The 15,051-nt window shown below is 54.3% G+C and carries 18 protein-coding genes; 8 read left to right on the top strand and 10 right to left on the bottom strand.

The window, feature by feature from the left end:
• Positions 1-6: 6 nt before the first annotated feature.
• Positions 7-876: a substrate-binding periplasmic protein gene (locus ACLH0I_RS04835; RefSeq protein ID WP_411386457.1), complete on the bottom strand. Its 870-nt coding sequence runs from the start codon at positions 874-876 to the stop codon at positions 7-9.
• Between the two features lie 158 nt (positions 877-1,034).
• On the opposite strand from ACLH0I_RS04835, the gene ACLH0I_RS04830 reads away from it, so the two are divergent.
• Positions 1,035-2,063: a GlxA family transcriptional regulator gene (locus tag ACLH0I_RS04830; protein WP_411386456.1), complete on the top strand. Its 1,029-nt coding sequence runs from the start codon at positions 1,035-1,037 to the stop codon at positions 2,061-2,063.
• A 318-nt stretch (positions 2,064-2,381) separates the two neighbouring features.
• Here ACLH0I_RS04830 and dctA read toward each other — a convergent pair whose 3' ends face one another.
• Positions 2,382-3,689 carry a C4-dicarboxylate transporter DctA gene (gene dctA / locus ACLH0I_RS04825; RefSeq protein ID WP_207963369.1) on the bottom strand — a complete coding sequence of 436 codons (1,308 nt, stop codon included), beginning with the start codon at positions 3,687-3,689 and terminating at the stop codon, positions 2,382-2,384.
• 101 nt (positions 3,690-3,790) lie between these two features.
• Complete coding sequence (locus ACLH0I_RS04820; protein WP_250965881.1) at positions 3,791-4,960, bottom strand: mandelate racemase/muconate lactonizing enzyme family protein; 1,170 nt, start codon at positions 4,958-4,960, stop codon at positions 3,791-3,793.
• A gap of 99 nt (positions 4,961-5,059) precedes the next feature.
• On the opposite strand from ACLH0I_RS04820, the gene ACLH0I_RS04815 reads away from it, so the two are divergent.
• Positions 5,060-5,938 (top strand): LysR family transcriptional regulator, encoded by an 879-nt coding sequence (locus ACLH0I_RS04815; protein WP_411386455.1) that lies wholly within the window; start codon positions 5,060-5,062, stop codon positions 5,936-5,938.
• A gap of 121 nt (positions 5,939-6,059) precedes the next feature.
• A complete protein-coding gene (locus tag ACLH0I_RS04810) occupies positions 6,060-6,365 on the top strand; it encodes a HigA family addiction module antitoxin (protein WP_030139745.1) in 306 nt (101 codons plus the stop codon).
• Between the two features lie 136 nt (positions 6,366-6,501).
• Here ACLH0I_RS04810 and ACLH0I_RS04805 read toward each other — a convergent pair whose 3' ends face one another.
• Entirely contained in the window at positions 6,502-6,855 is a 354-nt protein-coding gene (locus ACLH0I_RS04805) for a winged helix-turn-helix transcriptional regulator (protein WP_202894655.1), read from the bottom strand.
• Positions 6,856-6,957: 102 nt separating this feature from the next.
• Here ACLH0I_RS04805 and ACLH0I_RS04800 point away from each other — a divergent pair, with 102 nt between their 5' ends.
• The 5 genes from ACLH0I_RS04800 (at position 6,958) to ACLH0I_RS04780 (ending at position 11,479) form a co-directional block, all read left to right on the top strand.
• On the top strand, positions 6,958-7,704 hold the full coding sequence (locus ACLH0I_RS04800) for an NADPH-dependent F420 reductase (RefSeq protein ID WP_411386454.1): 747 nt from the start codon (positions 6,958-6,960) through the stop codon (positions 7,702-7,704).
• A gap of 313 nt (positions 7,705-8,017) precedes the next feature.
• Positions 8,018-9,349, top strand: coding sequence for an IS110 family transposase (locus ACLH0I_RS04795; RefSeq protein ID WP_411384783.1), 1,332 nt, complete (start codon positions 8,018-8,020; stop codon positions 9,347-9,349).
• A gap of 380 nt (positions 9,350-9,729) precedes the next feature.
• Positions 9,730-10,002, top strand: a complete 273-nt coding sequence (locus tag ACLH0I_RS04790; protein WP_207963380.1) for a hypothetical protein — start codon at positions 9,730-9,732, stop codon at positions 10,000-10,002.
• A 209-nt stretch (positions 10,003-10,211) separates the two neighbouring features.
• The gene (locus ACLH0I_RS04785; protein ID WP_411386453.1) at positions 10,212-10,844 is read left to right on the top strand and encodes a hypothetical protein; all 633 of its coding nucleotides are present in this window, start codon (positions 10,212-10,214) and stop codon (positions 10,842-10,844) included.
• 197 nt (positions 10,845-11,041) lie between these two features.
• Complete coding sequence (locus ACLH0I_RS04780) at positions 11,042-11,479, top strand: hypothetical protein (RefSeq protein ID WP_250965876.1); 438 nt, start codon at positions 11,042-11,044, stop codon at positions 11,477-11,479.
• Between the two features lie 157 nt (positions 11,480-11,636).
• On the opposite strand, the gene ACLH0I_RS04775 is transcribed toward ACLH0I_RS04780, so the two are convergent.
• The 6 genes from ACLH0I_RS04775 to ACLH0I_RS04750 form a co-directional block, all read right to left on the bottom strand.
• On the bottom strand, positions 11,637-12,080 hold the full coding sequence (locus tag ACLH0I_RS04775; RefSeq protein WP_250965875.1) for a hypothetical protein: 444 nt from the start codon (positions 12,078-12,080) through the stop codon (positions 11,637-11,639).
• 196 nt (positions 12,081-12,276) lie between these two features.
• On the bottom strand, positions 12,277-12,912 hold the full coding sequence (locus tag ACLH0I_RS04770; RefSeq protein WP_411386452.1) for a hypothetical protein: 636 nt from the start codon (positions 12,910-12,912) through the stop codon (positions 12,277-12,279).
• Between the two features lie 176 nt (positions 12,913-13,088).
• On the bottom strand, positions 13,089-13,481 hold the full coding sequence (locus ACLH0I_RS04765) for a hypothetical protein (protein ID WP_411386451.1): 393 nt from the start codon (positions 13,479-13,481) through the stop codon (positions 13,089-13,091).
• A gap of 144 nt (positions 13,482-13,625) precedes the next feature.
• The gene (locus ACLH0I_RS04760) at positions 13,626-13,946 is read right to left on the bottom strand and encodes an immunity 8 family protein (protein WP_353050742.1); all 321 of its coding nucleotides are present in this window, start codon (positions 13,944-13,946) and stop codon (positions 13,626-13,628) included.
• Between the two features lie 73 nt (positions 13,947-14,019).
• The gene (locus ACLH0I_RS04755) at positions 14,020-14,496 is read right to left on the bottom strand and encodes a hypothetical protein (protein WP_146002243.1); all 477 of its coding nucleotides are present in this window, start codon (positions 14,494-14,496) and stop codon (positions 14,020-14,022) included.
• A gap of 13 nt (positions 14,497-14,509) precedes the next feature.
• Positions 14,510-15,037 carry a hypothetical protein gene (locus tag ACLH0I_RS04750; RefSeq protein ID WP_411386450.1) on the bottom strand — a complete coding sequence of 176 codons (528 nt, stop codon included), beginning with the start codon at positions 15,035-15,037 and terminating at the stop codon, positions 14,510-14,512.
• Between the last annotated feature and the right edge of the window lie 14 nt (positions 15,038-15,051).

The raw sequence follows: 15,051 nt of genomic DNA, 5'->3' as shown, positions 1-15,051 counted from the left end.
ACACACTTATTTGCAGCCAGGTAGCGTCCAGTCCGCTGGGCGATCGACGCCCAGGCGCAGGTCCTTGCCTTCGGGCATGAACCAGACATCCTGGGTCAGGCCGTAGCGAGCGCCGACCTTGCGCATCTCACAGTTTTTCCAGAGCGTCTGAATCTGCGCATTAACCGCCGTCACCAGTTCCGGACTGGCCTTGTTGAAGCCGAACACCACCTGGCCCAAGCCAGTCAGCAATGGAAAATTCGGATCGTTGTCGACAAAGGCGTTGAAACGCAGGTGCCATTGCTCATTGCGGGAAATGGCGTATTGCATGACCGGTGGATCGCCGATCACCGCATCGATCCGTCCGGCGAGCAGATCGCGAACGGCCGCATCAGACGTGTCGTACAGGGCGACTTGCAGGCCATCGATCTTGCGCATCTCGGGGATGAACGAAAAACCGGTGATGGTGCCGACTTTCTTGCCTTGCAAATCCTTGAGGCTGTTCCAGTTGGTCTTGTCTGTCTGGGTGATACCGTTCTTGAAGTAGTGAATAGGATCGCTCAAGGCCATGATTTTCGAGCGTTGCTCGGTCCAGCCCATGGTGCCGGCCATGACATCCACTCGCTTGGACTGCACCGAGGCAATCGTCCCTGACCATTCCATCAATGCCGGTTTGACCTTAAGGCCCAGCTTTTCGGAAATTTGTTGAAGAATTTCACCGTCATAGCCGACCATCCGACTATCTTGATACCCTGTTCCTGGCATATCACCACTGAAGGCGATGGTCAGGCTTCCCGGCTCTACTGTCTCCAATGCGAACACCGGTGCCGTGGCCAGCACGGACACCAGAAAACCGGCACAGATACCGGAAAAACGCTGGACTTTGGACGTCTTCATCGGATGCTCCTCGATAATTTTTATTGTGGCAGCAGAACGTTTCGCATCGGTCCATCGTAGTGGGCCCGGCGGTATAACTGGTTGGACGCTTTGCACGAATGATTGAACATTTGCGACATTCTGGCGGCACAGAGCCCGTGGCACCCCCGGAAAGCCTCGTGGACGAGCTCGATCATGGACAGGCGCGTCATCCACCCATGCGCCGCGGCACCGCCGAGCTGTCTATTGGCATCATGTTGTGGCCACGCTTCCCCTTGCTGTCACTGTCAGGGCTGACCGATGCGTTGCGGCATGCCGCCGATACAGGAGATCAAAGCCGCCCCATACGCTGCCAATGGAAAGTACTGGGCACTCCCGGGCAAAGAGTCATTTCCAGTAGCGGACTGGACGTACCGATCGACAGTGAACTCGCTGATCCGAAGCGTTTCGACTACATCGTGGTGATTGGTGGATTGCTCGACTCCATCGAGGCAGTGCCGAAAACCTATCCCGCGTTCCTCCACCAGGCCGCAGCGGCACAGGTGCCGTTGATCGGCCTGTGCACCGGCAGTTTCGTGCTCGCGGGACATGGGCTGATGGAGGGGCGAACGGCGTGTGTCCACGCCTATCATGGCGACGACTGGAAGCGACTGTTTCCCTCGTTGCGCTTTGTCATCAACAGAGATTTTCTGATCGACCGGGACCGGATCACCTGCGCGGGCGGTGTATCAGTCATCGAATTGGCGCTTCATCTGATTGGCCTGCATTGCGGACCGGATCGTGCGGGCAAGGTTGTGCATCAGATGACGGTGGCAAAGAACACGTCCAGCAGTTTCGTCGACCGACGCAAGGCCCTCGGGTACGCCAGTTCATCCAATCGTCGGCTGCACGAAGCCGTGATGTTGATGGAGAAACACATGGCCCAACCCCTGGATATCGAGGCCATTGCGCATCTGGTCGGCACCAGCAAACGGCAATTGGAACGCCTGTTTGTCGCTGAAACCAACAACAGCCCGGCCCAGTTCTACCGACAGGTCCGACTCAGGTTTGGCAGATGGTTGCTGGTGAGTTCCGACCGCCAGATTAGCGAGATCGCCTTTGAATGTGGCTTCGCCGATGCGCCACATTTTATTCGGCACTTTCAGAGCATGTTTGGCATGTCACCCGGGAAGTTACGCAAAGCCCTGATGCAGCAGGATGGGAAATAATGCGGCAACGAACAACGTCATCTATAGAGCTCAGACTCGATCTGACAGTTACCTGATTTCGGTCTTAAGTAATGCCAGTCGGTTAAATGGAATACCACGGGCGAACACAACCCGTGGCGAGGGAGCTTGCTCCCGCTGGGCTGCGTAGCGGCCCCAAAACAGGGCCGCTTCGCGACCCAGCGGGAGCAAGCTCCCTCGCCACGGGGTTACAGCCCGGCTTTATTTCGCTTGACTGACTGGCATTAGTCCAAGGATGTCTTTTTTGTGCCTGAAATCCAGGCAATCAAAGCTTCAGCACGGCCGAGCAAGCGATGCTGATTATTTCTGCGCGGCCAACGCCCTACGCGCCGCCTTTTCATTTTTCATGGCGGCGATTTCCCGCTCACAAGCATCCACATCGAAAGAATTGTCCCACTTGGCAATGGCGAGGGTGCCGATGCCATTGCCGATCAGGTTGGTCACCGCCCGCGCTTCGTTCAGGAAACGGTCAATACCCAGGAGCAGGACCAGGCCGACCAGCGGAATGGAGTGGATGGTGGTCAGCGTTGCCGCAAGGGTGACGAACCCGGCCCCCGCCACACCCGCCGAACCTTTCGAAGTCAGCAGGAAGACGCCCAACAGAATCATCTGGTCCATAAACGTCAGCGGTGTGTTGGTGGCCTGGGCGATGAAGATCGCAGCCATGGTCAGATAGATGCAGGTGCCATCGGCATTGAAGGTATAGCCCGTCGGCAGCACCATTCCCACCACTGACTTTTTGCAGCCCAGCTTTTCCAGCTTGACCATCATCCGCGGCAGCACAGCCTCGGTCGAGCAAGTCCCGAGGGTAATCAGAATCTCGTCCTTGAAGTAACGAAGAAACTGCAACAAGGGCATGCCCGACCATCGAGCAACGGTGCCCAGCACAACCACAATGAACACCAGGGTAGTGACGTAGAGCGCTACCAGCAGTTGGCCGAGGGACAGTAGTGTACCGATGCCATACTTGCCGATCGTGAACGCCATGCCCGCGCCAGCGCCAATCGGAGCCAACCGCATGACCATGGCCACAATCTTGAACAGCCCTTGCAGAAACAGATCGATGGTATTGATCAGCGGTTTGCTGGTCTCACCCATCTGAACCAGGGCCACCCCCATCAAGACAGAAAGCAGAATGACTTGCAGCATGACGCCATTGGAAAACGCACCGACAAAAGTTGGCGGGATGATGTTCATGAAGAAATCAACGGTGCCGCCCTGGGCAGAAGCGGCCTGGCTGTACTTGGCGATAGCACTGCCATCGAGTGTCTCGACATGGATGTTCATCCCCACGCCGGGCTTGGCGATGTTGACCACGACGAGGCCGATCACCAGCGCGATGGTTGAAAGAATCTCGAAATAGATCAGCGATTTTACGCCAATTCTTCCAACCTCTTTGATGTTGCCCATCTTGGCAATACCGACCACCACGGTGCCAAAAATAATCGGGGCCAACAGCATTTTGATCAGCCTGATAAAACCATCGGCAAAGGGTTGAAGCTTGGCGCCGAACTGCGGTTCGAAGTGACCAATTGCGGCGCCGACCACGATGCCGATCAGGACCTGCACATACAGCTGGCTATACCAGCGGGACTTGGAGATTTCCACGGGAGCACCTCATTTTATTGTTGTGATGGGCGTGTGGTGCGGCGTCAGTGGGTGACGCCTGATAACGGCGGCCTCAGGCGAAGAGGCCGCCGTTCGGGCTATCAGCCCTCGCCCAGTTCGCGCATGACGGCGTACAAGGCGGACTTGGCTTCGAAGCCGACGCCTGGAATATCCGGCAGCGCCACATAGCTGTTTTCGACGCGAATCCCGTCAGCAAAACCGCCAAACGGCTGGAACACATCCGGGTAGGATTCGTTACCACCCAGGTGCAGGCCCGCGGCGATATTCAGGGACATCTGATGGCCCCCGTGGGGAACGACACGACGCGAAGACCAGCCCATGTCTTCCATCACTTCCAGGGTGCGCATGTACTCGACCAGACCGTAGGACAGCGCGCAGTCGAACTGGACGTAGTCACGATCGGAACGCATGCCGCCATGGCGCAGCAGGTTGCGGGCGTCTTGATGGGAAAACAGGTTTTCACCGGTAGCCATCGGCAGGTCGTAGTGCTTGGCCAACTCAGCCTGCAAGGCGTAGTCGAGAGGATCGCCGGCTTCTTCGTACCAGAACAGGTTGTAGGGTTTCAAAGCCTCTGCATAAGCAATGGCCGTGTCTTGGTCAAAGCGACCGTTGGCATCCACTGCCAGGCGACGCCCGTCACCGACCACCTTGAGTACCGATTCGATTCGCCGAATATCGTCAGCCAGAGGCGCCGCGCCGATCTTCATCTTGACCACGTCGTAACCGCGATCCAGATAGCTGCGCATTTCGTCCTGAAGCTTGGCGTCGTCCTTGCCTGGGTAGTAATAACCACCAGCGGCGTAGACCCAGACCTTGTCGTCGGCCACGCCGCTGCGGTAACGGTCAGCCAGGAGGCGATACAACGGCTTGCCTTCGATCTTGGCGACGGCGTCCCAGACAGCCATGTCGATGGTGCCCACGGCCACCGAACGTTCACCATGGCCACCGGGTTTTTCGTTGGTCATCAGGGTTTTCCAGATGGCGAACGGATCGAGGTTATTGTGCTCTTTATCGATCAGCGACTCAGGGTCGGCTTCGGTGATGCGCGCCAGGAAGCGGTCACGCATCAAAGCGCCTTGGCCATAACGACCGTTGGAGTTGAAACCGTAGCCGATGACCGGTTTACCCTCGCGAATCACATCCGTGACGACAGCGACGACCGAGCAAGTCATTTTGGAAAAATCGATGTAGGCGTTGGCAATTGGCGAGGCAATGGAAACGGTTTTTTCACGGATGTCGACGATACGCATGACGGGGTCCTCTTGTTGTAGGTGACCCCACGTTATGCTTTGCGATGACACCCGCCCAATGCTAATAATGCCGCGCCCCATGCACAGGAGGCATTGCCCTTGGAACTCGTTTGGCTAGAAGATTTTTCAGCGTTGGCTGAGTACGGCAGCTTTGTACGTGCCGCTGAAGCACGCCACGTGACCCAACCGGCCTTCAGTCGAAGAGTCCGCGCATTGGAAAATTGGATGGGTGTCGAACTGTTCGTTCGCACGCCACAAGGCGCCACGCTGACCGAGGCGGGGAAGCAGATTTTGCCCAGTGCCCAAGAGACGGCCAGGCGCTTGTACCGAATGCGCAGCGAAGCCCAGGAAGTGGCGGGCATGGCGATCAAGACGCTGCAATTCGCGGCCACCCATTCGCTGTCGTTCACGTTCTTCCCAAGATGGCTGCGGAGCACGGAAAACGGTGCCCCCATCGAGGCGGTACGACTGCATTCCGATAGCATGGCGGCCTGTGAGCAAATGCTGATTCAAGGCCACGTGCAGTTCCTGCTTTGCCATCGTCATCCAGATGTTCCACCGCTGTTGGCCCCTGATCAGTTCATCGGCAAAAAGGTGGGCGAGGATGTGCTCGTTCCGCTGGCGAGCGCTTCTGCGAACTTTGGCAATGCCCCCGCATCGCTGCCCTACCTGGCGTATACCCAAGAGTCCGGTCTGGGACGCATCGTGGCTCATCGACTTCAGGGCAAGGAAGAGTTCCTGCACCTCAAGCCGCTGTTCAGCAGCCACCTCGCAGCGGTGCTCATGTCCATGGCGCTGGAAAACAAAGGGGTGGCCTGGCTGCCAAGAAGCCTGACCGAACAGGAAGTCGCCGACGGACGTCTTGTGCGGGCGCTCGATGAAAGCTGGGATATCCCGTTGGACATTCATCTCACTCGCCCAACGGGTGCCATTAGCCCATCGGCGGAGGAGTTTTGGGCGAAGTTGAGGGAGTGCTGAAGTTGCTTCGCAAGCGTCGGGCCATTGCGCCTCGACAGTCATGTCAGGTGTGATCGCGCCTTGTCTGGGGCGCCAACGGCCCCGAAAACGTAGAAATCGTAGATTATCACTGAGGTGAGTCATGTTTAAGAATGGCATGAGGCCCGTACACCCTGGAGAAATTCTCAAGGAAGAGTACCTGGAACCGCTTGGCCTGACGGCTGCTGCGCTTGCAAGGGCTTTGCACGTGTCTGCCCCCACCGTAAATGACATCGTATTGATGCGCCGTAGCGTCAGTGCGGATGTGGCTTTGCGCCTGGCAGCTGCATTGGACACGTCGGCGCAGTTTTGGCTGAATTTGCAGACTGCGTATGATTTACGTACAGCCGAGATTGCAAAAGGGGAGCAAATTTATAAAGAAGTAGAGAGGATTCCTCACTGCGCATAGCATTTACAAAAAAAAAGGCATTTAGTGATTATCGCAAGTGCCTTTTTTGTGCTTGGAGAATTGGTTCTCCCCTAATGCGACGAAACATAAACAGACGGCTCAGCAGGCGTCGGGCCATTGCGCCTCGACAGTCATGTCAGGTGTGATCGCGCCTCATCTCTGCCCATTCGATCAACGCCTGGATCGACGGCCCGAGTGCATGCCCCATGGGCGTGAGCTTGTACTCCACTTTAGGTGGCACTTGTGGGTACACGGTCCGCTGCACAATGCCGTCCTTTTCCAACTGTTTTAGCTGTTGGATCAGCATCTTCTGGTTGATCCCTTCAATCAACTTCTCTAGATCCGAGAAACGCAGCGCGCCCTTCGCCGCGAAAAGCTGGCACAAGATAATGATCTTCCACTTCCCTTCCAGTACGCGAAGCGTTTCGGTTGTTGCCTCGGCCCATTTCCGACGATTTTGCGGATCGCCGCAATCCCATTCCCGTTCCATTTCTTCCTCGATGGTGAGTTACACACCTTTTGGTAGGTACTTACCATTATCACACCAGCCTCCTAGAATCGGTGCAAGACAAATGACTCAGGAGGCTTAGCCATGAAAATCGGCATCATCGGAACCGGTAACATCGGAGGCACCCTCGCTCGCAAATTCAAGGCTGCCGGTCACGACATACGTGTTGCGAACTCTCGAGGCATCAACGGCGTTCGCGCATTCGCCGAAGAGATTGGAGCCAAACCGGTGGACATTCGCGGCGCAGTCGATGGCGCGGATGTGATCGTGCTATCCATACCGCTACCGGCGTTGAGCGCGCTGCCTGCTGATCTGTTTGCCGCTGTACCCAACAGCGTCCCGGTGGTGGACACAAGTAATTACTACCCTGGCCTACGTGACCCCAACATTGCTGAAATTGATCAAGGGATGACGGAAAGCGTTTGGGTTTCGAAGCAGATCGGGCGACCTGTCATCAAGGCCTTCAACAATATTCTGGCCTATACCTTGGCGGAGTTGGGCAGCGCCCAAGGCACGCCAGGTCGCTTGGCCGCAGCAGTGGCCGGCGACGATGCCAAGGCTAAGGAAACGGTGATGTCCCTGGTCAACCAAGCGGGCTTTGATCCGGTCGACGGAGGTTCCCTGGAAGAGTCCTGGAGACAACAACCGTGTACGCCAGGCTATTGCTGTGACTACGACGCCGAGACTCTGCGCGACGCACTATTGGCCGCGTCCAAAGGGCAAGCCGCTGCGAAGCGAGAAGAGTTTCCTAAACACTTTGAGCGGCTCGGGCCCAACCCTAGCCATGCCGATATTGTCGCGATGAACCGCTCCTTCAACGCACTGGATTGACGCAGACTCAGGCTAATGCCTGTCAGTTAAGTGGATACCACGGGGCAAACACACAAACCGTGGCGAGGGAGTCCCCGCCGCGTCGCCGACGCTGCGCTGTCGCGCAGCAAACAAGTGCTCGGCTTAAGATTGGGTGCGCGCGGGGAAAGAGGCCGTAGCTATCACTGGTGTGTCCGCACCCGCGAGGGAGAGTGGCCGGCACGGTATCGGCGTGGAGTCGTTGTAGGCACAGCAAGCTGTGACCACGTATGAGAGAGTGAATCCGTTCGCCACCGTGTTCCCCGCGCGCCATTCAATCCTGCGAGGAATTGTCATGGCGCGCAAGAAGCAGCAGAAACGATTTGAAGTGATTCACCCTCATTGTGCCGGTATCGATATCGGCAGCCGCGAGCACTGGGTTGGCGTCAATCCCGATCAAAGCGACAAGCCTGTTCGCTGTTTTCCGGCCTTCACTGAGGATTTGGTGAGGCTGGCCGAATGGCTGGAATCGCTGAAAATCAAGGTCGTGGCGATGGAGGCCACTGGCGTTTACTGGATACCCCTGTTCGAGCTTCTCGATTCAAGGGGCTTTGAGGTGTACCTGGTCAACTCCCGTGCAACTCGTCAGATAAGCGGGCGTAAATCCGATGTTCTGGATTGCCAGTGGATCTGGCAACTCATGACCCATGGCTTACTCAGAGGTGCTTTCCGACCCGCTGATGATATTTGCTCGATGCGATCATTGGTTCGCCAGCGGGCCATGAAGGTTCGTGATCAAGCCAAGACCATCAACCGCATGCAAAAAGCCCTGACGCAGATGAATATTCAGTTAGCCAATGTCATCAGCAATATTGCTGGCGTGACAGGGATGAAAATCATCAAGGCCATCATCGATGGCGAGCGTGACCCTCAAGTCTTGGCCAACTTCCGAGACGGCCGTATCAAGGCCGATCACCAAACCATTGCCCGCAGCCTGCACGGTAACTGGCGAGTCGAGCATCTGCATGCTTTGGCTCAGGAGGTGGCTGCTCATGATTTCCTTGAGAAGCAGATTGCCGAATGTGATCAGGCCATCACTCAGGCACTTGATCGACTCCCAGTGCTGAACCATGAGCCCCCGCAACCCACCAAGCCACTGCGTAGCCCGCATCGCTCGGCAGATGAACAGGCCAGCTTGCACCAGGCACTTGTGAGAATCATGGGCGTGGACCTGACCGCGATTCCCACCATCGGAATCGAATCTGCCTTGGTTCTGGCGAGCGAAGTCGGACCTGATTTGTCGCGTTTTCCGACTGAGCAACATTTCAGTTCTTGGTTGGGGGTAGCGCCCTCAACCCGAATATCGGGGGGAAAACCCTTGCCCGGTCATGTCCCCAAGGTATTTAACCGGGCGGCACAAGCGTTGAAGCAGGCGGCCTCTAGCGCCCGCACCGATAAAAGTTTTATCGGTGCCAGTCACCGCGCCCGATTGGCTCGCATGGATACGGCCTGCGCCATTAAGGCTACGGCTCACCAGCTGGCCCGCCTGATCTACGCCATGCTGACCAAGGGACAGCCTTACGTGGCGCAGGATATGGACGAGTACGAGGCCAAAAGTCGTGATCGTCAGCTTAGAGCCTTACAGCGTAAGGCTACAAAGCTGGGTGTTCGATTGGTCGCGGCTTAAAAAGCTTTGGAGAACAAGGGGATGGATTTTGTTTGATGAGAGCTTGCTCCCGCTGGGCCGGTCCGACGCTTCGGGAGAAGCGGCTCCAAGATTTTGCGGTCGCTGCGCAACCGAGCGGGAGCAAGCTCCCTCGCCACAGTTCTCTCTCTAGCCATGACAATGCGTCGAATGGACGGCTGGCTCAAACTCGTTGATATCTGTAAACCAAATGTAGGGAAATGCAGCCGCAGAAAGGGCCAAAGCTCCTACATGAAGCTCGGAAAGCGGCGTCTTGTGGTGCTTGAGCGGAGCGGCCTATAGTTCCTCGTCGCCCCAATGGCGACTCGGGTTTGGCGACCCGGCAACGAGGTAGCTCCTTTCAACTGAATGAGGTCCTACCAATGAATCGATACATGCCCATCACCGGCATCGACTGCACCCCCGCTACCCTGCTGATCGACACCGAAGCCCCGCTTGATGTCCTCTTCGAAACCGCCGACTACCGCATCCGCACCGTGACCCAACTGCTGGAAAACATCGCGTTCCGCTCAGAGGTCAGTTCCGACACGCTGGTGCTTTCCGATTTTTGCAAAATGCTAACGATCGCGTTGCGCGACGGGTGTGATGTGATGGATGTGATTGGCAGACGATTGCGGGCGCAGGCGGCGGAGTAAGTGATGACGGGCGCCTATGGCCATAACGTAGCCCCCACCGTCGGGAGCGACTACATCTATCTACTCCGATGAGCTGTGGCGCAGTTCGTCAAGAACTGCGCCACAATCGCGCCAAAATCTTCTCAAACAGCGCCAACACACTCATGCCTTCGACCACCGACATATAACAGTATCCTGGCATCCAGGAGTGGGCGAGCCTCTCAGAGCTCTTGGCCTGGCACCCTGAAATTTTCCGGCGAACGGCGCAGCGCATCCTTGCAAACCTGGCCGAAAGCAGCCAAATCACTGCACAGGGAGAAGGCAGGGCACGGCGTTATTTCGCAATAGGACACCCGGCTGAGCCCCACACCCTGCCCTATTTTCAGCCTTTTGCCGACATCAATAAACGCTCCTCTCGACTGGCAGCGAATCTCCCCTTGCTCCGAGCCAACCTTTGTCCGCTGACCTTTCTGTATGTACCGGAGCAGGCCTACAGCCGAGCCACATTGGGTGTGTACGAAATGACCCGTGTAGAGCTGCTTCGCGACCTGTATATCTGGGCCCACGAACGCTCAACACAGGAATATCTGGCAATCAAGCAAGACCTTGCGGAACCGGACCTTTCACGCCTGGCATGGCGAGACCTCATCAAGAAGACCATTCGGGAAATCGTCACTCACCCAGAGCTTGACCCGTTGTTCTGTATTCAACACTCGGTAGCGGAATATGTTTCAGAAAGGGAGCAGCCGGAAGTGCAAGCACTGATCGTCGAAGAACTCCGTCGACTGCACGAAGGGGTGCTCGCACGCTATGGATTACGGCCGTCAGAGTTCAAGTCCTGGAAGTCGCTCCATGGCCACTGATGGGAGATCACTGAGGTGATATTTGCCCTCTGCGTCGTCGCGTTGAACGCCACCATCGGTGTACTCATCAAAGTGTTGATGAACACCTTCACGATAGACAAGCTGACGGCCCTTGGGCCAGTCACTTATCCAGCCACACGGCCATCCACCTCTTAAATAGATGGCAAATATCCCCTTTTTCAGATGGAGCATGAGTTTTGTACAAGAAATTTACAGGGATCGTTTTTCTGCTATTGAGCGGCTGCTCACTGCATCCGTATACCAAGGACGAGCTGCTGAACACTGGCGTAACCAGCCCCGAGTACTGCCTGACGCAAGAGCGGGCGGTGGTCGAAGAGCGGGTGCAAGGCTACCTGAACCACTGCTTTCACCCACAAGTGACCGAGCTCACGACGGGTGGGAGACTCGTCAATACCATCCAATTGAAAGTCGACAGCAATGCCGACAGAAGCGACATGGTGCTATGGGCACCAACGATCTACGGCAGCCAGTTCTATATGAACGTGATCGTCTCGGAAAAGAACCCCGCTTGCAAAACCACCATGACTGCCGTGGCCTCAGGCTGGGGATTTGGACGAAATTTTCCGAAGATCCTGGAAAGCGCGAATGGGGGAGACCCGTGGTGTCCGCTGTAACCACAAAAGAAGGGGATAGCAAAATAAAACTGCGCCATGGGCGAGCGATCAACAATCCGGCTTCTGTGGCGAGGGAGCTTGCTCCCGCTGGGCTGCGAAGCAACCCTCGCTATTCATCGCCAACCGACAGAGAGCAAACGCCCTTTCCACGATAAAACTATTGGACCGCCTGCCCGGCTGATCCAGAAGGCGTCGTTGTGACGGCCGGCTCTATAACTTTCGCCGAAAGACCTGTCTCGACATCACGAACTTCGTAATACCACCATTTCATCGACGAAATGCCATAAAGCCCATAGGTACGGCCACCGACCAAATCCACGGTCATTTCAATTGGACGTGAGTATCCAGTTCCAATAGCGTACTTAACGGAAAGTTTATGCTTTCCTGCGCCGAGTCGATACTCGGTTTGGCGGGCTAGCCAATATAGCGACGTATCGTCATCGATCTTGTCTATCGACAAATGCTTGTCGAACTGCCGAATTGTCGCAACCTCGGCCCAGGGTTTTCCTTCTGCGCTTTTATGTTCGTAATGAATGCATCCGGTCAGGGTGAAGCAGAATAAAGTCATCGCTACAAAGCGTAAAACAACGTCGTGTCGCATCAATGGCCCTCCAAGGCGCTTTTTTCATCTCGACTCAGCAAAACAATGGGAAAAGCGGACAGCTTATTTATAAACAGAGCAAAACCAACAAGCTAACCCCTCTGCGCTCACAAAATAAATCCACCCCTTTTCACCACACCTCTTTCACCAAGCAGTTCGTTCGCTTTCTGACCCACAGTAATTACAAGGAACCGTTTTAATGCAACAACACACTTATTTGCTCCAGCAAACCAACAGATATGAATCCCCGCTCACCGTCATCAAACTCACCTACTTTTTTAAACAGCAAACCTTGCTTTTCAGAGAGCAAATAATGAAAACTCAAATCTTCCTCTACATCCCCCGACCACCCCTTATCAAGAGCAATTTGAACATCAAAACCCTTAGGGAGCGCAGCCACATATGAACAACGCTCTGCCTCAAGTACACTGGCGACGGTTTCAATAGACAGTTTCGACAGGCGCAATGCACCAAAAAACTTGATTTTTCCTTCCGCCTCGACAATGTACTCTTGCGAATGACTGCCGCCTACAACCTCATACCCCCTAGACTTCAATGCTCCCCACAACTTCCGATGGCGCACAATCCGAGTATCTGGCTGCCAAGCCGAACTACCCATAAAAAACCACAGATCGTAATCAGGAAACTTTTTTTCAATCAACCCATATAAATAATTCAATACTAAGGATACGGAATCGCTTGACGCCCCCGCAGTCAAAAAGCTTGCCACCGAGAGCAACCCGCCTTCCCGCTTCCTCGCACAGCGAGTGTTAAACACCTCATTACTTACTAACAAGTCAGGTGCAATCGTAACTTTAATATCAGCAGTCATAATGATTCCCGATTTCATCATTAAAGTGGGAGCCGCGAGTCGGGGATTTCCAACACTAAAAGGAAAGGGGATAGATCTATTTATAAACCGAGCAAAATCAATAAGCCCGCTCCCTCTGCGCCTCACAAAATAGATCTGCGCCCTTTTTTCACGAAGGATGGAGATCTATTTGCAAATTAAACCACTACAACATCACCAGAATCCAAATAAATTGAATAGGCCTCATACCCACCTTCGCTATCAGCCTCAACGACGATCGTGTCGCCAGAATGGAATGTTATCTCCAACCCCGCGCCTTCAGTCCCTTTAACCGACACGACGTCTTGCAGTAAAAAGTCCAATAAAGGCGCACTCGTATACGAGTCAGAAAACTCTCGCCGCCCTAAGGTGCCGCCGACCTTATACGTCAACCCTCCCTCTATACAGAAAGAGACTTTATAAGGAGATACACCAGGGGCCGCTTGCGGACGTGCAAAGTCCAACTTGGTGATTGCCACCCCAAAACTTACCATTTCCAAGTAGCATTCGGTCAATAGAAAAAAATCAAAATCATCTGGCAATGCGTACATACGCCACCTAGAAACATAGGACAGTTTTATTTACGAACCAAGCAAGACCAATAAGCCTGCCCCGCTATATTGTTACAAACCAAATCCGCCCTCTTATAGAGTTGTCAGGTGGACGTCAGTCTAGAAGGGAATGACCCGCCTCACTCATGCCCCTCCATCTTCGTAGGCCTCAAACTCCCAAAAGCCCAATCTTGATACTTTTTTTGAAACCTCGTTCCAGTTCGCACCTGAACAACTCAGCAAAAATTTCTCAATAGCGAGAACGATTTTTTGATAATTGTACTCACGAACGACAAGGTGATGCACTCCTATAAGAACCTCATCTACTCCAAGATTTTTTTCAATCCACTTCGGAGTGCAAACCTCAATATCAAATGATTCCTCACCATCCCCACCTGCTGGGCCAATCATCGCTTGAAGGAGGAAACCAAAACAATCCGCAGGAAAGGGGACAGATCTATTTATAAACCAAGAAAAGCAATGAGCCCGACCCTCTGCGCCTCACAAAATAAACCTGCCTCCCTTTTTTCTTCTTTCGCTACTTTTCGCCACATACAAACCAGTCAAAAAGCAGCTCCTTAGACTTGTAGTCTTGGGCAGAATCAACCAACAAAATCGACTCCTCATACTTCTCAAGATCACTTCCAACCCAAGACTCGCCATCTCGCAAAAAATGAAATTTTACAACCGATCCAAATTCATCACTTGAGATTATCGATTGAAAAACCCCGCCATACCTCCTGCGCGCCCACTCCCCGAACACCGAACGAACGAAAAGGATCGCATTAAAGAGATAATCTGATTCCGCAAAGTCATCTATATGAATTGAATTTACAAAACACTCCCATCCAGTGCGGTCCAAAAAATCAGACTCGGCCGCATTGGTGCTTTTACTAGCTAGAGCAGAGAGAAGAAAGCACCCACCATTTTCAATAATGCCCGCTGCAGCAATATCAGCCAAAGAAGAAGGAAGTTGGCGTTCAACCCGATCAACTCCCTCCAGTTCCTTTTTCATTTTCCCATTCATCTTAATCATGACTCCCCCCCAAATATTTTGACATACCTTTTTCGATAGCTTGCGAAAATCTTGAGCTTTTCAAAAGTTGGTTTACTGATTTTGGCGCATCGGGAAATGACTTGGCTTGAGGATCATAAAGATATTTATTCCCTTTATTATCCTGATAGTGGAGCTGGCCTGGACGCTGGCCAGGATTAGGGTTCTCTACATCCAAACGCTCTTTGCCATCACCCTTCCAGATTGTCTTACTTGCAGTTTGAACACCTTGGGCGCCCAGCATCCCATTTTTGTTATCGTTTCCTACAACCCCAACCTTAACCCCGGTTGTACCACCCTTACCCCCAGCCGTCGACGAGAACAGCCCCCGATCCGGACTCAATCCATCCGCCGCAAGCTCCGTCAGTAACGCAGCACCATCGCCTTTATCGGTACGCGTCTTCTCGATGATGCCGGTATTGATGGCCCGCTCGTTACTTCGAGTAATTTCCCAAAGCGCTGCCGAACGATCGAGCCCGGCGCTCCTGCCGTCATGCAGCATCTCCTCATTGGCTG

This window comes from Pseudomonas sp. MPB03, from assembly GCF_046605385.1.
GTDB classification, from domain to species: domain Bacteria; phylum Pseudomonadota; class Gammaproteobacteria; order Pseudomonadales; family Pseudomonadaceae; genus Aquipseudomonas; species Aquipseudomonas zanjanensis.
This window is presented reverse-complemented; position numbering and strand designations above follow the sequence as displayed.